Annotated in this window: 16 protein-coding genes; 12 read left to right on the forward strand and 4 right to left on the reverse strand. The window is 58.9% G+C overall.

Annotation, left to right across the window (positions count from 1 at the left end):
- Nucleotides 1–20 precede the first annotated feature (20 nt).
- Nucleotides 21–1,238 (forward strand): ABC transporter permease, encoded by a 1,218-nt coding sequence (locus tag CUJ84_RS16710; RefSeq protein WP_033184586.1) that lies wholly within the window; start codon nt 21–23, stop codon nt 1,236–1,238.
- Nucleotides 1,239–1,305: 67 nt separating this feature from the next.
- Entirely contained in the window at nt 1,306–2,091 is a 786-nt protein-coding gene (locus CUJ84_RS16715; RefSeq protein ID WP_085065848.1) for a glucose 1-dehydrogenase, read from the forward strand.
- 19 nt (nt 2,092–2,110) lie between these two features.
- Here the strand turns inward: CUJ84_RS16715 and CUJ84_RS16720 are convergent, their stop codons facing one another.
- A complete protein-coding gene (locus tag CUJ84_RS16720; RefSeq protein WP_105007029.1) occupies nt 2,111–3,496 on the reverse strand; it encodes an MmgE/PrpD family protein in 1,386 nt (461 codons plus the stop codon).
- Between the two features lie 196 nt (nt 3,497–3,692).
- Here CUJ84_RS16720 and CUJ84_RS16725 point away from each other — a divergent pair, with 196 nt between their 5' ends.
- The 5 genes from CUJ84_RS16725 to CUJ84_RS16745 all read left to right on the forward strand — a co-directional run bounded on the left by CUJ84_RS16725 (nt 3,693) and on the right by CUJ84_RS16745 (nt 8,840).
- Nucleotides 3,693–4,436, forward strand: coding sequence for an SDR family oxidoreductase (locus tag CUJ84_RS16725; protein WP_026238545.1), 744 nt, complete (start codon nt 3,693–3,695; stop codon nt 4,434–4,436).
- A 25-nt stretch (nt 4,437–4,461) separates the two neighbouring features.
- A complete protein-coding gene (locus tag CUJ84_RS16730) occupies nt 4,462–5,286 on the forward strand; it encodes an SMP-30/gluconolactonase/LRE family protein (protein ID WP_105007030.1) in 825 nt (274 codons plus the stop codon).
- Between the two features lie 106 nt (nt 5,287–5,392).
- Nucleotides 5,393–6,331, forward strand: a complete 939-nt coding sequence (locus tag CUJ84_RS16735) for an NAD(P)-dependent oxidoreductase (RefSeq protein ID WP_105007031.1) — start codon at nt 5,393–5,395, stop codon at nt 6,329–6,331.
- 29 nt (nt 6,332–6,360) lie between these two features.
- Nucleotides 6,361–7,845, forward strand: a complete 1,485-nt coding sequence (locus CUJ84_RS16740) for an NAD-dependent succinate-semialdehyde dehydrogenase (RefSeq protein ID WP_245457489.1) — start codon at nt 6,361–6,363, stop codon at nt 7,843–7,845.
- A gap of 56 nt (nt 7,846–7,901) precedes the next feature.
- Nucleotides 7,902–8,840 (forward strand): LysR family transcriptional regulator, encoded by a 939-nt coding sequence (locus CUJ84_RS16745; RefSeq protein ID WP_011654912.1) that lies wholly within the window; start codon nt 7,902–7,904, stop codon nt 8,838–8,840.
- 128 nt (nt 8,841–8,968) lie between these two features.
- Here the strand turns inward: CUJ84_RS16745 and CUJ84_RS16750 are convergent, their stop codons facing one another.
- From CUJ84_RS16750 to CUJ84_RS16760, 3 genes are all read right to left on the reverse strand, one after another.
- Nucleotides 8,969–9,424, reverse strand: a complete 456-nt coding sequence (locus CUJ84_RS16750; protein ID WP_105007032.1) for a cyclophilin-like fold protein — start codon at nt 9,422–9,424, stop codon at nt 8,969–8,971.
- Complete coding sequence (locus CUJ84_RS16755) at nt 9,421–10,623, reverse strand: MFS transporter (RefSeq protein WP_105007033.1); 1,203 nt, start codon at nt 10,621–10,623, stop codon at nt 9,421–9,423. Before CUJ84_RS16755 ends, CUJ84_RS16750 begins: the two co-directional genes overlap by 4 nt.
- Before the next feature lie 415 nt (nt 10,624–11,038).
- Complete coding sequence (locus CUJ84_RS16760) at nt 11,039–11,878, reverse strand: hypothetical protein (protein ID WP_105007034.1); 840 nt, start codon at nt 11,876–11,878, stop codon at nt 11,039–11,041.
- A 235-nt stretch (nt 11,879–12,113) separates the two neighbouring features.
- On the opposite strand from CUJ84_RS16760, the gene CUJ84_RS16765 reads away from it, so the two are divergent.
- The 5 genes from CUJ84_RS16765 to ltnD all read left to right on the forward strand — a co-directional run bounded on the left by CUJ84_RS16765 (nt 12,114) and on the right by ltnD (nt 17,322).
- Nucleotides 12,114–12,902 carry an HpcH/HpaI aldolase family protein gene (locus tag CUJ84_RS16765; RefSeq protein ID WP_245457490.1) on the forward strand — a complete coding sequence of 263 codons (789 nt, stop codon included), beginning with the start codon at nt 12,114–12,116 and terminating at the stop codon, nt 12,900–12,902.
- 105 nt (nt 12,903–13,007) lie between these two features.
- Entirely contained in the window at nt 13,008–13,832 is an 825-nt protein-coding gene (locus CUJ84_RS16770) for an SDR family NAD(P)-dependent oxidoreductase (RefSeq protein WP_018494287.1), read from the forward strand.
- Nucleotides 13,833–13,857: 25 nt separating this feature from the next.
- Nucleotides 13,858–15,309, forward strand: a complete 1,452-nt coding sequence (locus tag CUJ84_RS16775) for an aldehyde dehydrogenase family protein (protein WP_105007036.1) — start codon at nt 13,858–13,860, stop codon at nt 15,307–15,309.
- Nucleotides 15,306–16,397, forward strand: coding sequence for a tartrate dehydrogenase (locus tag CUJ84_RS16780; protein ID WP_027687926.1), 1,092 nt, complete (start codon nt 15,306–15,308; stop codon nt 16,395–16,397). The genes CUJ84_RS16775 and CUJ84_RS16780 overlap by 4 nt, the downstream gene beginning before the upstream one ends.
- A gap of 25 nt (nt 16,398–16,422) precedes the next feature.
- On the forward strand, nt 16,423–17,322 hold the full coding sequence (ltnD, locus tag CUJ84_RS16785; RefSeq protein ID WP_105007037.1) for an L-threonate dehydrogenase: 900 nt from the start codon (nt 16,423–16,425) through the stop codon (nt 17,320–17,322).
- Nucleotides 17,323–17,343 lie beyond the last annotated feature (21 nt).

Genomic DNA, 17,343 nt, shown 5'->3' on the forward strand with positions numbered 1-17,343 from the left:
TGAGAAAGCGAGAGAACGCCATGAATACAATTACCCAAAGCCCGGTCGAGAAAATCCCGGAAGCTCCCCAAATCAACTACGCTGCGCCGGCCACCAACTGGCGTCGCCTGTTCGGTCTGAGAGAGCGTGGCGTCTATTACGCCCTGCTGCTGTTGATTGCCGTGATAACGCTACTCACGAGTTACCTCGGTCAGTCAAACTACCTGAGTGTTTTGAACCTCTCGAACGTGGTCTATCAGTCATCGTTGATGGCCATCATGGCGGTCGCTATGACCGTCGTGCTCATCAGCGGAAACTTCGACCTCTCTGTCGCTTCGGTCGCGGCGCTAGCTGCCGTGATCCTGATCGGCAATGCCGACGCGATTGGTTTCATTCCAGCTGCGGCCCTTGCTATGGCAGTGGCTATGGCAATCGGCCTGATCAATGGATCGATCGTCCAGTTCCTGGGCATTAACGCCTTCATCGTCACCCTGGGCACGATGACTGCCGTACGCGGTCTCGTTCTGATCTACACAGACGGTCGCTCGCTATCTGCGTCGGACCCCGACGTCATCGCAACAATGAAGGCCTTCGAGGGCGGTCGCCACGATGGTTTCTGGCTGATTGTCGCGGGCGGCGTCTTACTGCTGGCTTTGGGAGCTATCGGCCTGGCGAGGACGCTGAGCAACAAAGCCCCAATGCGCCCCTCCTCTATTGGGATGACGATTGGCGGCATCGCGCTTCTTCTGCTCGCTTGGGCGTCGGGCGGTGAGCTGACTCTGCGCAATCCGGTAATCTACCTCGCCATCTTCACCACGATTGTCTGGTTCACGTTGACCTTCACAATGGTGGGACGCCGCGTATACGCCGTCGGCGGCAACTCCGAAGCAGCCAGGCTTTCCGGCATCAATGTGCTTCTCTACAAGCTGATGGCCTTCGTCTTCTGCAGCGGAGCAGCAGGGTTCGCCGGCATCCTTTTCGCCAGCCGGCTGCGCTCCATCAATCCCGCTGGCCTCCAAGGCGCTGAGCTTACAGTTATAGCGGCAGCCATCCTCGGTGGGACGTCCCTGTTCGGCGGCGCGGGCAGCGTGATCAAAACCCTTGCGGGCGCGCTCCTCCTGTTCTCCCTCACGAATGGCTTCAACATCTTGAACCTTGGCGCGAACTGGCAGGGCCTGATCGAGGGCATTGTCGTGGTCGTAGCCGCCGCGATCTACACGGTCGGTGGGAACAAGTCGAAGTCAAAGACCGGCGGCTGATCTGACATACGTTCAGACCGCCCGGTCCACTGACGGACGGTCTTTTCTTCAATATCTGAACACTGGAGTGCATTTCGTGACCGATATTCCAAGAGTAGACTACGCCGGCAAGGTTGCCTTCGTGACCGGAGCCGGAAGCGGCGTCGGAAGGGCTACGGCTCTGGCATTCGCCAAGGCTGGTGCTTCGGTTGCCGCCGTCGATATCAACGAAGTCGGCCTGAATGAGACCGCTGCCATCATCCGTGACGCAGGCGGAAAAGTCCTCCCGATCACATGCGATGTCACCAAGGGTGACCAGGTGAAGGGCGCGATCGACAAGACGGTGGAGACGTTCGGACGACTGGATGCGGCCCACAACAACGCCGGTATCGAACAGCCGGCGCAACCGATCGGCGACATTTCAGAGGAGCTTTGGGACCGCGTCATCGCGGTGAACCTCAAGAGCGTGTTCCTCTGCATGAAGTACCAGATCGAAATCATGCTTAAGCAAGGCGGCGGGGCCATCGTAAACACGGCGTCGGGTGCCGGTGTCCTCGCTATCAGAAACCAATCCAGCTACTGCGCATCGAAGTTTGGCGTAGTCGCGGCTAGCAAGGTGGCAGCACTAGAGTATGCCGACAAAGGCATCCGAGTGAACGCCATTTGCCCTGGCATCATCGATACCCCCATGATCTCCCGTTACACCAATGACACGGACGAAGGCCGCGCCTTTATGATTGCCCAGGAGCCTATAGGTCGAATGGGCCGTCCCGAGGAAATCGCGGGTACGGTGCTTTGGCTTTGCTCAGAGGCGGGCGGGTTTGTCACGGGTCACGCCATGATCGTTGACGGCGGCCAGACAGCAGGCATCTGAAGCGCGACGGGAACGCTGGTCAGGCGAGGCACCTGACCAATTCGGTTGCATCATCGAGCGTTTCCAATCGTTCGGCGAGGGCCACGGCTCTCGCCGAAATTGCTTCCGGGACCGGATCTTTCGCAACGGACGCGCATTCGAAAAACTTCACACAGACTTCCTCCCAGCTCATCGGATTGTCCGCGTTGCCGGGAACACGACGCCCTTCCTCGATCCACCGGCCGCCCTCACCGGTGGTTATTTCCACGCGCCCTGGCGGCAGCTCCAGCTTCCAATCCAGTGTGGAATCTCGCACCAAGGTCATCTTCTGGCCCACTGACAGCACTTTCTTGTCGTTGAGCGCCGCTTCCGTGAAGTCGGTAACGCTCAATCCCCTCCGCACGACGGCTACCGAGACCAAATACGGAAGGCTGAACTTGGCGTCGGCGAGAGTTGCGGGCGCGCGCCGCTCATCAAGCGGCTGACACATCAGGTCGTGATAATCGCCGACGTGCAGGCGGATTTCAGCAATTTCATCCGGCTGTATGTTGTTACGGGTCACGATGTCGATGGCGGCCTTCATGTGGCTGTGCGCGGTGCCGACACATGGCCAACGCTTGTACAGCGTTCCACTCCCGAGGAATTCCCGCCCGAGGTCGGCGACTATCTTTTCGCGATCGTAGCGGCCGCCGAAATAGGTATTCAAGAAGCCGTATTGCCCCTCGAAGGCCTTGTCGATGCCCGTAACGCCCTTCTCGGCCATCATCGCGGCAAGCACAGCTCCCTTGGCCGAAAACCCCGCATACATTCCACGCAGGTCACTTCCCCTGCCCGCTACCATCTCCATGATCCCTGAAGACTGCATGGTCGCGATCCCCATAGCGGCTGCCGTCTGCGAGGGTGACAGACCCATCACGCGACTGGCGGATGCTGCCGCCGCAAAGACCGCCAACACAGTCGATAGGTTCCAGTCTTTGTTCCATCCGACATTGCACCTGAGCCGGGCGAAGATGTCCTGGCCAGCGGCCACCGCGGCGATCAGATCTCTCCCATGCACTCCACCTTGCCGCTCCGCGACAGCGAACACGGCCGGCACAATCGAGCTGGCGGTATGTTGTCCCCACGGCGTTTGGTCATCGTAGTCGAGGCAATGAGCCAGGGCACCGTTCGCCATGGCCGCCATGAGGGCCGGAGCCTTCCCTCCGAACCCGAGGACCGTGCAGTCTGGCCGCCCTCCGGTTTCGGCGACGATTTCCGCGACTGCCTGAACTGCCGGTTCCATACCGCTGGCGGCAAGGATGACGCCAAGCGTGTCCAGGATGCTCTTTTTCGCCGCCCAACGTGCGCTTTCATCGAGTCGATCGTAGTCGACCTCGGCAGCGTGAGTACCGAAGATATGGACAAGATCGCGCGTTTCATCAGTCATTGTCGAAAACCCTATTCCTAGTCAGTGAGCTGATGTTGCACGAACCGAAACTGATCTCATCACCAACCTGCATCAACGAGGTCCCCCAAACGCGATGATATAACTTTAAGTTATATCGTCCTGGTCGCTAGCGACATTGGTGGTTCTCAATTCAGCTCCAAAGTGGAAAGTTCTAAGAATGAACATGGAGGAGAATATGCCGTCACTAAATGGCAAGACCGTATTGATCACAGGTGCACTGGGAACGATCGGTAGATCTTTGGTCGAACGCTATGGCCAGGAAGGAGCGCGGGTCATCGCGTCCGATCTTCCGGGGGCGGAAAACGCCGATGAAACGGTTCGCGGTCTGGCGCAGGAAGCCCGCTATTTCGGCGCGGATCTGAACCAACTCTCCGATCTCGAATCCGCGGTCACGAAGCTTGCCGACGACGTCGGCGGCATCGATATCCTGGTGAACAACGCGGCATTCGTGGTCAACAAACCCCACGAGGAGTTCTCCATAGAAGAATATGAGGAGGAGGTCCGCGTCAACTCTACTGCCGCCTTCGTGCTGGCAAGAGCCTGCAGCAAGCACATGAAGCAGAAGATGTACGGCAAGATCATCAATCTGACTTCTCTGACCCTCAACGGAAACTGGGAGGGTTTCGTACCGTACGTCGCCTCCAAGGGCGCGATGTTCGGGCTGGTGAAGTCGATGGCGCGGGAACTTGGCAAGTACAACATCACCGTGAACGGCATCTCCCCTGGCGCGGTCGTCTCGGACGCCGAATGGAGGCATTTTGGCGAGAAACGAGAAGCCTATCACCAGTGGATTCTTGAGCGTCAGAGTATCAAACGTAGGATCGAGCCGGTCGATATCGCCAACCTCGCCGTGTTCTTATCCAGCCCGCAGGCGGACCTTATTAGCGGACAGGACGTACACTGCGACGGCGGCTGGTAAGCCATCGGTACTGGGAGGAAATGTAATGGGAGAGGAACACCCGCGGTTGCTCGCGGACGGCTTTCTATTTCTGGAGGCCCCAAAGTGGCATGAGGGCCGCCTGTGGCTGTCCGACGTATTCGATCACAAAGTCCACGCTCTGGACGCCAGTGGCAAGCGCAGCGAATATCTGGAGATACCGAACAGGCCATCGGGGCTGGGGTTCATGTCTGATGGATCCCTGGTGATTGTGTCGGCCATGGATCGCAAGCTTCTGCGTTTCGATGGATCGGCGATCAGCGAATACGCCGATCTTTCAGCTCATACGAAGTGGTGGCTGAACGACTTCGCGATAGACGCTTCGGATCGCATCTACATCGGAGACTTCGGCTACGACTTCGTCGCCAATGATCCGCCCTGCTCTACGACGCTCCATCGAGTGGACAGAGACGGGTCAATCTCGGTGGCAGCGAGCGATGTGGATTTCCCGAACGGCTCCGTTGTCATCGATGGCGGGCGCACTCTTGTAGTTGCCGAGACCTGGAAAGCCCGCATCAGCGCGTTCGACATCGATACGCAAGGAAACCTGAGCAACCGTCGCATTTTTGCCGATCTCGATGGCCGCCAACCGGATGGGCTCTGCGCTGACGCGGACGGTGGCGTCTGGGCCGGCATATACAACACCGGCGAGTTTGTCCGGGTGCTCGACGGGGGCCGGATCACCAACACCTTCAAGTTCGATGGCTCTGCAATATCGTGCACACTCGGAGCAAAGAGCGGCCGCCGTCTTTTCATGACGGCGTTCTTGGGCTCCGAGGCTGATATGGCTGCAGGCCTGCGCAAAAGCGCGGTTTTCTATGCCGATCTTTGAAGTGCCGCGTGGATATAACCTAAAGCTATACCCACGCCACCGAACGCGTTGCGACCCGTCTCGTCGGCCGATAGCCTGACGCCAACTCAACCAAATCGAAGCTGCCATGACTGTAAAATCCATCCTGTCATTCCCGCCGCTCGCCGGCATGACCTACCCAAATCTCGATCAATCGGATCTGATCCGGATCGTGGCCGGCCCTGAAGGCGTCGCCGAGGTGTCCGAGGCAGATAGATCGGCCGTGCGGGTTCTGATGACGAGCGCCACAAGAGGATGCAGCGCAGAGCTTGCCGATAAGCTGCCCAATCTGGGCTTTGTGGTTTCGCAGGGAGCTGGAAGTGACAAGATCGACATTCCGGGTCTTGAAAAGCGCGGCGTGCGGGTTCGTTGCGTTGGCGAGGCGTTGACCGACGACGTCGCTGATCTTGCCATGACGTTGACCATCATGCTCTGCCGCGATCTCGTCCGGGCGGATGCCTTTGCGCGGGGCGGCGAGTGGGAACGCGGTAGATTTGATGTCGGCGATAGCCCGGTCGGCATGACGATCGGCATCGGCGGGCTGAGCGGCCGCATTGGTCAAGCAATCGCCGCGCGTGCCTCTGCCTCGAAAATGAAGATCGCGGGATTGAAAAGGGGATCGAACGAGGGTCTCGGCGCATCCCTTTACGACGGATGGGAGGCACTGGCCGAAGCGAGCGATGTCCTCGTCCTGGCCGTTCCCGGCACAGCGGACCTCAAGCATGTGATCGGATCGCGAGAGCTTGCAGCTCTTGGGCCGAAAGGACGGCTCATAAATGTCGGCCGCGGTAACCTCGTCGACACAGAAGCGCTCATCGTCGCTCTGGAGACTAAGGCGATCGCTGGTGCAGCGCTTGACGTTCTCGACACAGAACCAGTGATCCCTCCCCGGCTGGCGGCTTTGCCCAATGTGATCCTGACACCGCACATCGGCGGACAGACTTGGGGGCAGCGCTCTCGAGGTGCCCGGATCGCCGAGGATGAGGTCCTCGCATTTCTTGCGACCGCGCACCCGCTGCAGAACTAACCTGCCTACATCAATCAGAGGCGAGATCGATGCCGATCGATTTCCAAAGGACCGACGAAATGACTGACAAACATCAATACACTTACCCGAAAATTGGGCTCCTGATTGATGGAGAATGGATTTACGACCGCGAGGCGCTCTGCGACGTGGAAAACCCCAGTGACGAGTCGATCCTCGGCCAAGTGCCCAAGGCGACGGCACGGGATCTGCAGAACGCATTGGAATCGTCAGCGCGCGGTTTCGAGACGTGGCGTAAGACACCCCCAACGGCAAGGGCAGCGGTGATGCGACGCGCCGCGGCGCTTGTTCGTGAACGTGCAAAAGACATGGCACCAATCTTCACGGCTGAATCGGGGCGGACCTACGCTGAGGTCTTGGCCGAAATCGAGCGGTCCGCGACGTTCCTGGACTGGGACTCCGAAGAAATCCGCCGCCTGTACGGCCGGATAGTGCCAACCGATCCGCCCATCCAGCAATTTGTGGTCCGCGAACCTGTTGGTCCAGTCGCAGCCTTTACGCCGTGGAACGTTCCGATGAGCGCTCCCTCCCGTAAGATCAGCGCGTCGCTGGCCGCCGGCTGCTCGATCATCCTCAAACCCGCCGAAGAAACCCCAGCAACGGCGTGCCTGTTCGCTCAGTGCTTCCTCGACGCCGGCCTTCCAAAGGGCGTTCTGAACGTCGTGTTCGGCGAACCCGACGAGGTGTCGCGCACGCTGGTCCTCTCGCCCATCACCAGGCTTGTTACGCTCACCGGTTCGATCAACGTGGGCAAGCACCTTACAAGACTGGCAGTCGAAACAATGAAGCCGGTCCTTATGGAGCTTGGCGGTCATGCGCCTGTTATCGTCGATGAGAACACCAATGCCGACGAGATCGCACAGCTGGCCGTGAATTGGAAGTTCAGGATGGCCGGGCAGTTTTGCTCCGCCCCCTCTCGTTTCCTGATCCATCGCTCGCGGTACGAGGATTTCGTCTCAAGCATCTCTGAAAAGGCAAGCAAGCTGAAGGTCGGCGATGGCTTTACCGAAGGTGTGCAGATGGGTCCGCTCGCCAATCGACGGCGTTTGGCCGCCATGGCTGACCTCGTTGAGGATGCGGTTTCCCATGGGGCGAGAGTCACAACCGGCGGCAAGCGTGTCGGGAACCGTGGATGGTTCTATGAGCCCACGGTTTTGGCGGACGTGCCACTCGACGCCCGGGTCATGAGCGAGGAACCCTTCGGTCCGATCGCTCCGTGCATGGCGGTGGATTCCATGGACGAAGCCCTGAAGATCAGCAACAGCCTCAGCATGGGGCTTGCCGCTTTCGTGTTCACCAACGACATGGAGCGCGCCGACTATCTGTCGCGGGAGCTTCAGGTTGGATCGGTCGCCCTCAACGTCTTCACCAGTCCGGGGGGCGACGCGCCCTTCGGCGGCGTTCGCGAAAGCGGTATTGGCCGCGAGGGCGGAACGGAAATGTACCACAGCTATACGGTTGCGAAGACGATCGCGGAGCGTCGGGTAAAAGTTTGATTTTCAAGCTCAAAGGCTTAGACTCATCTTCGAACCAATGGAGGTGAGTTCTAGCGATGGCGCTTGAGATCGATCCCAAAAAGCTTCTCTATTTTGCCGCCGTCATCGAGCAAGGCAGCTTGAATCGCGCGGCGCGCCAGTTGAGCGTGTCGCAGCCGGCCTTGTCGACATCGATGGATCGCCTGGAGGCCGAGCTTGGGATGCAACTTCTCGAGCGCGGCCCTAAAGGCATTGTCGCGACAAGGAAAGGCGACATCCTTTACTGTCATGCGCGTCTTATCAGGGAAGAGATTCAGCTCGCGGAACGGGACCTTTTGAACGCGGACGATTGTCGGAGCGAGTCCATTCGCATCGGCAGCCTACCAAGCCTTGCCAGCAAAATCGTGCCGATGGCGCTCAGCAAATGGCGCGAGACCCACGAGGGCGGCCATCTCGAGGTCGTCGAAAACGCTCAAGTCGATCTTCTCACGGGTCTTCTTCGTCGCGATTTTGATTTCGTGATCGGGTTCACAAAGGTCTTCGATATGCTCGACGGCCTACGTCAGAGGGTCCTCTTCCGCGACACCCTGCGTGTGATCGCTGGAATAAACCATCCGCTGCGGGAATTGGAAACGCTTACCTGGGGCGATCTGGTGAAATATCCGTGGATCAGCCCAACGTCACGCAGGACACACACGGTCTTGGATCACATCATGCGGACCATGGACGCTCCCCTTCCCCAGATTACGGTCTGCGGATCGGTGTCCTTGCTCAAGTCATTGGTGGCAGAGACCGAGCACTTGGCCCTGTTGCCGGCCCATGCTGTCCGCGAGGAGGTCGCCGAGCAAAGGCTCTACGAACTGCCTTTCTTCGATCCCACGCTCAATAGAGATATCGCGGTCTTTTTCCGTGAGGGTTACGTCATGGATCAGCCAAGGAAAGACCTTGTCGCGTGTGTGACCGAGGTTGGCATGGAGCTTTGCAGGGACAAGAAGTTGGACGAAGTTCCAGCTTAACGCCATCATGCGCAACCGCCCCTCCCCAACCGAGACCGAGTGAGCTTCAGCGTCCCGTCTGCGGGTTCTGTAGCGGAGCCGTTTGGCCTTGATGCTGAAAGTTGAGCTATCGTTGGCTCGACGAAAGTTTAGGCACGTTCGATGCGGACCGAGAAATTTCCTCGAATGCGCAGCGGATCAAAGCCATCCTCGAACCGACCGAGACGGATCAGGCCATCCCATTTGTAGCCGCCATAGAAAAGCGCCAGATTCCCCCACGGCTTGAAATAGCAGAGGTCTCCGGGTCGCTCGTTATCAAAGGGCCCACTTCCCTCTTCGGTTAGCTTTCTGGGTAGCCGAACGATTTTTTCGTTATGACTGTAGTCCTCGATTGTGAGGTCCAAAGGCAACATCGATGCGAAGTCCCCCGCGGGCGGACTGTCGTCGAGTGTGGCGGTCATTGTGGAGTCGCCAAAGGTAAATCTCACCCGTACAGCAGTCGAACTGTTTCCGTTGACCTGGGCAGGTTGTTGGCCGAGTCCAGCATTTGGTACGGTCATGGCGGCACCTATCCCGAGAAGAATGTTTCTGCGACGAGTAATCATGGCTTCACCGTTGCACGCCATACGAGGACCGCAAACATAGACGACCCAACGAGAGTGACCGCAGCGAACAGAAAAGTAGTTTGCCAGCCCGCTCCATCAAACAGCACCCCACCCAACGAAGCGCCGAACGTGATGGCGAGCTGGATTGTCGCAACCTGAAGGCCGCCCCCCGCCTCCGCGTCATCAGGCATCGCTCTGGTAAGCCATGTCCCCCAACCAACGGGTACCGCCGTCCCCAAGAGTCCCCAGCCTACAAGAAGAATTGCTGTGATCGGAACTGAGGTGCCGAAAGCCACCAGACCTACGGCGACTGCTGCCATGGCAATCGGAACTACGCTCAGAACGCTGAATAGCCGGGTCTGCAGCAAACCACTGATTAAGTAGGTCCCCGCAACGCCCGCCAATCCCATCAGCAGGAGGAGAAGCGAAAGGGTCGACACAGATACCGCCGTCACAGTCTCTAGAAAGGGTCGGAGATACGTGAACAGCGCGAACTGTCCGGCGAACAGCAGGGTAATGGACGCCATCCCGAGAGCCACCTGTTTACGCCGGAGCAATCTGATGACGTGTGGCGGCCCCTCTCTCTTCCGTGGCGGGAGGGACGGAAGGCTGACCCATTGCCAAACAAGCGAAAGCAACGCGAGCGGGACAACAGCAAAGAACGCGCCACGCCACCCGACATAGCTCCCCAGCATGCTCCCCAAAGGCGCTGAGATCGTTGCCGCGATGGCATTGCCAGCGTTGAGCGTGGCCAGCGCTTTGGGAACCGAGCCGGCAGGGACTAGGCGCATGACTATGGCGGTGGACATGGACCAGAAACCGCCGATGGCGACGCCCAGAAGAGCGCGTCCGACCATCAGAACTGAGTAGTATTGCGCAAAGGTGACGACCAGCCCCGAGATCACAAGGATTAGCGACAGCGATACCAACACGAGGCGTCGGTCGATCCTGCGGGTGAAGTTCGACACGAAGAGGCTGGTGACAACCGCGAAGATGCCGGAGACCGATATCGCCTGACCAGCGCGACCGTCGGTGATCCCGAGGTCGCCAGCTATAGGTGACAGCAGGCTGACTGGCATAAACTCAGAAGCGATCAGCACCGCGACGCAGAGGGCCATTGCGAAAACCGCACCCCATGCCGCAGGAGCTGCTTGGGACTCGGGATGGATGCTGGATTCGATTACAGATTGATGTGTCATTCCTCAAAGGTAAGCCAGGCGACGTTATTTGATTACCCGCTGCAATTCGCTTGTACTTATCGATGACAGTCATCAATCGGCGTCATCGCTAGGCAAGTTGTGGGGTGAAAGTTGAACGAGGCGGTGTCGAGAACACCGGCCAAGATCAGAAAAGGGACCGAAAAGACGGTGAGCCCTGAAGTTGGCAACGTCAGAGTCTGTGGTCGCGGGTCACATCGAACGTGGAGAACTGACCCAAGTGCTCGATGATTGATGTCCATTGTTCGAGGGATACGACTTCTACTATCCCAACCGCAGGCAGGACAATCCTGCGCTCTCACTAAAAGCGGGTTCCCTGCGGTCCAAAGTCGGACAGGAACCAATGCGCCAGGCACAATAATGCCGGCGTGACGGGTCACGCCGGCATTTTGCGTTATCAGAACTTTGGCAGCGTAACCGAGAAGAACAGGGAATCTTCGTTCGCCTTGATGTCAATCGGAGCGTCGGACGGCAGCAGTTCAATGGCCGTCTTGTCGCCATAGGTCTTTCCGTTGACGGTGATATTGCCCTTGCTCATGAAAAGCACTTCGATCTGGGACCGGGTGCCCGTGTTGAACGTTGCGCCGCCGTCGACCTTCACGAAGCCGATCTTGGTATCGCGTTCGGTGAACGTGCCCAGGAGCTTCTTGGATACGCCGGACGTCCCGGTCTCGATCCAATCGTACGATTCCGGGTCCATCATGACGACGTCGTCGTACCGCGGCTTGGCAAGAACCATCTTCTTACCCATGGCTTCTTCGTAGCAAGCCGTCGCGCCGTCCACGTTGTGCTTCTGACCCTTGTCGTCGATCCAGGTGAAGATGCCGTCCTTGAACTCGCCCTTGGCCTTGAGAGCCTCATTCGCTTCTTCCCGACGCGGCGTGCTGAGGAAGCCTTCTCCGCTCGCGCCACCGAACTGGATCACCATCATTTCGAGGCCTTCCGGACGATCCTGCGGCCCGTAGTGGACGCTTTCCGGGAAGTACGCGACGGAGCCTTCGCCCATGATCTTGTGCGGCGACGCCGGATACTTGCCCTTTAGGACATAACGGATTTGATCGAAGTTGTGGCGATGGCGTGGGGTACCCCAACCGCCGGAGCCCGTGAGGCCTACGTTGAGCAGGTAGTTGTTCGGAGAGCCATCCTCTCCTTGCAGCAGGAACTTCTGATCGAGCTTGCCTACACGCATTGATCCGACTGCACCGCCCTCTGCACTAGCTACATCTGAAATACGCATCTTTCACTCCTCTCTTGTCTTCGGTGAAAACCGTCCGGTTAACTCCAGATAATAGAAAAGTGGGTCGCTCCGTAATCCTCCCCAAAATCGAGCTATAACATCTTGTTATTACTCTGGGCCCTCGCCCCGCCGGCGCTCTTGATCGCGGTCATGGTTGCCTGCACAACCTTAGCACAGCCAAACGGCACGAATGATGAAGTCAGAACGCGAGACCCTCGCGAGTTTGGAATTCCATATGCATCCGATCGAAACGCCTATCAAAAACCTGATGAAGACACGCATGAACGCCGGCGAGGTAGCCGTTGGCATGATCGTGCGCATCGTCCGCGGCGTCGAGATCGCAGCGATTGCCCACAGCGCGGGCTTCGACTGCCTCTATATCGACCTGGAGCACAACAGTTTCTCGCTCGAGACCGTCAGCCAGATCAGTATCACGGCGGCCGCACTTGGGGTGACGCCGCTTGTTCGTGTAGCCGGGCACAACAAGGCCGACATCAGCCGCACCCTCGAAACAGGAGCGCAGGGCGTGATCGTCCCTCACGTGGAAACCCGGGCTCAAGCGGAAGACATCGTCGAAGCGGCATTGTTCGCGCCCAAGGGTGATCGATCGCTCCTCGCGACCAACGCCCATACGCTTTTTCGAGGGGGACCGGCTGCCGAAACCATGGCGAAGATGAATGAAGCGACTTTGGTCGTTGGGATGATCGAGTCCGTAAACGCCGTTGAGAATGCGGCGGACATCGCGTCGGTGGACGGCATGGACATGCTTCTCGTGGGCACCAACGACCTCTGCAACTCCTTGGGCATTCCCGGCCAGCTCGATAGCCCGAGAGTCATGGAGGCCTACAAGCACGTCCTTGAGGTCTGCAGTGCGAAGGGCAAGCACCTGGGAGTGGGCGGGCTCAACACGCGTCCTGAAATCGCGAAGGAAATCCTCCGCATGGGCGCGCGGTATGTCTCGACGGGCAGTGACACAGGCTTCCTGACGAACACGGCGATAGCAACGGCCGCTTCGTTTCGCTGAGCCCAACAAGAACATAGCCGTCCAGTTGGCGGCCTGAGGAATCACATCTCGATCCATTGGACCGCAAAGCGAAAGTCCAGTTGGAAAGTCTATCGGAGGACTATCGTGAACATTGGAACCGCCTCGAACAACGTTGCTTCCGCTCTCCTGGCCGAAGCTCGAGATTTCAGCGTTAAAGACCGGGTCGTCCTCGTGACTGGTTCCGGCCAAGGTATCGGCCGCGAACTCGCCCGACAGTTCGCCGCTGCGGGAGCGATAGCTGTCATCGCCGACCTCAGCATAACCAACTCCGAAAACGTCGCGAAAGAGATCTCGGAGGCCGGCGGCAGGTCGTTGGCGTTGTCGGTGGACGTCTCCCAGAAGGACTCTGTCGATGCGATGGTCGCTGCGGTTAAGAAGGAATTCGGCCGCATCGATGTCCTGGTCAACAACGCTTCCCTCTTCTCTGCACTCGTAAAACGCCCGTTCGATGAAATACCGGAGTCGGAATGGCAGAAGGTAATGGACGTCAATGTGAACGGCGTCTTCTTCTGTGCTGCCGCTGCAGCGCCCGGAATGCGGGACCGCGGATTTGGTCGCATCATCAACATCTCTTCCGCCTCCGTCCATCGGGGAACGAAGAACTACCTGCATTACGTGACGTCGAAGTCGGCCCTCATCGGGATGACCAACTCGCTCGCCCGTGAGCTTGGGCCGTTTGGCGTCACCGCTAACTGCATTCGTCCCGGCACCGTCGCGACCGAGGTGGCAGAGCGCAAAGCCGGCCTGACTCAGGAAATCCTTCAGCGAAACATCGATCTCCAATGCATACCACGCACCATCGTCCCCTCGGACCTGGTTGGTATCACGATGTTCCTCGCCTCGCCGGCAGCGTCTTTCATCACCGGGCAGACTATCGCTTGCGACGGTGGTTACACACATAGCTTCTGATCGGTCGATCAAGCGGAGTAAGTTGATGAGACATTACGGAAACCTTTACATCGATGGCCGCTGGCAAGAGCCTGCTAAGGCCGGCCAGAAGCTGTTGACAGACCCGTACACGGAGACATCGTTTGCTTCCGTTACCACGGGCGGCATGGCTGCCGACGTGGACAAGGCCGCGTTGGCAGCGCGCCGGGCCTTTGAGACCTTCTCGAAGACATCGCTGGAAGAGCGGGCAGCACTGATCGACCGCATCATCGCGGCCTACGAAGAGCGTGTCGATGAGTTCGCCGACGTGATGGCGCAGGAAGTGGGGATACCTGTCAGCGCGCGAGCGCAGGCAACCGGTCCCATCGGCCATATGAAGGTCGCACGCGACCTCCTGCGAACATATCATTTCGAAAGCCGCCTCGGGGACACAATCATCCGTCGCGAGCCAATCGGAGTTTGCGCACTGATCTCGCCCTGGAATTGGCCCGTCCAAACGCCGGTTATCAAAGCGATCTACGGCATCGCTGCCGGCTGCACCCTGCTTCTGAAGCCTTCAGACGCATCGCCCATCAGTTCAATCATCCTTGCCGAGGTCTTCGAGAAAGCCGGCGTACCCGCTGGCGTCTTCAACCTGATCATCGGCAGGGGCAGCGAAGTTGGCGCAGCGATGTCGATCCATCCCGAGGTCGACATGATCTCTTTCACAGGCTCGACATCCGCCGGCGCACGTGTTGGCGAGGCCGCTGCCCAGACGATCAAGCGTGTGTCGCTGGAGCTTGGCGGCAAATCGGCGAACATCGTCCTCAAGGACGCCGACTTGGAGAAAGCCGCCCGGTGGAATATCCAGCGCTGCTTCTTTAACGCAGGCCAATCGTGCCATGCTCCCAGCCGGATGCTTGTTCACGAAAGCCAGATCGACGAAGTCTCCAACTACCTGGTCGACGAGGTTTCGAAGTACAAGCTGGGCGATCCTCGTGATCCGGCCACGACCATGGGTCCCGTGGTCAATCAGTCTCAGTACGATAGCATCCAACGCTATATCCAGATCGGCATCGACGAAGGTGCCCGCCTCGCTTGCGGCGGTACCGGGAAACCCGAGAGCCGTAATCAGGGTTATTTCGTCAAGCCGACGGTGTTCACCCACGTCACCCCGGAGATGACTATCGCCAAGGAAGAAATTTTTGGTCCGGTGCTTGCTGTCATCTCCTACTCTTCCGAGGCACAGGCCTTGGAGATCGCGAACGACAGCCCCTACGGCTTGGGCGGCTACGTCTTCGCCGGCGACAGAAAAAAGGGCTATGAGTTCGCTGCCGGCCTTCGTGCCGGACGCATCTGCTTTAATGGAGCTGCCACCAATTCGGTCACGCCGATGGGCGGCTACAAGCAGTCCGGCATCGGCCGGTCCATGGGCAGCGTCGGCCTCGAGGAATATCTCGAGACAAAGTCCGTCTACGGGTTTGAGGAGGAGGCAACCTCGTTGCCAGAATTCGCATGACATCCCCATCCGGAGACCGCACCCACAAAATCGCCGCGATACCCGCCGATGGTATCGGGCCGGAAGTCATCGGTGCGGGTCTCGAAGTCCTGCATGCCCTTCAGCAGCGCTCAGAGGGATTGCGTTTCGAGATCACGCAATTCGACTGGGGTTCTGACTACTACCGCAAGCACGGCAAGATGATGCCGGAAGACGGTCTCGCGCAGCTGCGGAAACATGATGCGATATATTTCGGCGCTGTTGGCGCGCCCGACATTGCAGACCACATCACCCTGTGGGGCCTGCGGCTTCCGATCTGCCAGGGCTTCGATCAATACGCGAATGTCCGCCCAACGCGGATTCTCCCGGGGATACCGACTCCTCTACGCGACAGAGGGGTCGGTGACCTCGACTGGGTTATCGTCCGCGAGAACTCGGAAGGCGAATACTCCGGCCACGGCGGCCGCGCACACCGAGGCTTGCCAGAGGAAGTGGCTACCGAGGTAGCCATCTTCACCCGTGTGGGCGTCACCCGCATCATGCGATTTGCATTCCGCATTGCTCAATCAAGACCGCGAAAGCTGCTTACCGTGGTCACGAAATCCAACGCGCAGCGCTTCGGACTGGTGCTGTGGGACGAGATCGCCGCTGAGGTGTCCACGGAATTCCCCGACGTCAAATGGGACAAGGTTCTTGTCGACGCCATGACAGTCCGAATGACCCTTCATCCGGAAAGCCTCGACACGATTGTCGCCACAAACCTCCACGCCGACATCCTGTCGGATTTGGCCGGCGCACTCGCCGGCAGCCTCGGTGTGGCTCCGACGGCCAACATAGACCCCGAACGGCGCTTTCCCTCGATGTTCGAGCCCATCCACGGATCGGCCTTCGACATCACCGGAAAAGGCATCGCAAATCCGATCGCCTCGTTTTGGACCGCATGCCAGATGCTCGACCATCTGGGCGAAGCCGAAGCTTCGGCCCGCCTTATGAAAGCCATCGAGACGGTGTGCTCGGCTGGGATTTCAACGCCTGACGTGGGCGGGACAGCGACTACCCGCGAAGTTACAGACGCAGTGATCAAGGCAATCTTTGGATCCAACGCCTGATCGTTGGAACGTATGGAGCAGTAAAATGAAAGTTGGTGTTTTCGGACTGGGCTCGATGGGATTCGGGATGGCATCCTCCCTCATTCGGGCAGGCCATGAAGTCTTCGGTGCAGACGTAAACCCCGAGGCTGTAAAGCGCCTTCGCGCCGCCGGGGGCTCTGAGACCGATCTCAATGCGGCCGCGGGTGAACTCGATGCAGTCGTCATTGTCGTTCTGAATTCGGCACAGACCGAAGAAGTGCTGTTCGGCAAGGATGGCGTTGTCTCGAAGCTTTCGCCCGGTGCCGTCGTGATCATGTGTGTCACCGTTGCCCCGGACTATGCGAGAAGAGCGGCCGAGCGCTGTTCGATACGAGGCATTCACTTTCTCGACGCGCCGATCTCGGGCGGTTCCGTCAAAGCCGCCAACGGCAAACTTTCGATCATGGCTTCCGGTACTTCCGAGGCGTTCTCATGCGCCCGCCCCGCCCTGGATGCGCTTGCGGAGACCGTCTTCGAGCTGGGTGATGCCGCTGGCGTAGGCTCGGCCATGAAGGCAGTCAACCAGATGCTCGCCGGCACGCACATCGCGGCAATGGCCGAGGCCATTACTTTCGGCATTACGCAGGGCATTGATCCCCAGACATTCCTCAAGGTTATTCCGCAATGCGCCGGTACAAGCTGGATGTTGGAGAACCGCGCCCCGCACGTAGCATCCGGCGACTATACGCCTCATTCGGCTGTCGAGATCTGGCCCAAGGACCTTGGCATTGTCCTCGACGTCGCGAGAGCGTCGAAGTTCGCAGCCCCACTCACTGCCGCGGCGCTCCAGCAATTCGTTGCTGCCTCGGGCATGGGACTTGGTCGTGAAGATGACGCCGCAGTGGCCAAGATTTACGCACGCAACGCCGGCATCGAACTTCCCGGCGTGAAGCCCGGGTCGTGAGCTAATCCGGTAGGGACAGAC

The organism is Rhizobium leguminosarum (genome assembly GCF_002953715.1).
Taxonomy (GTDB): Bacteria; Pseudomonadota; Alphaproteobacteria; order Rhizobiales; family Rhizobiaceae; genus Rhizobium; species Rhizobium leguminosarum_V.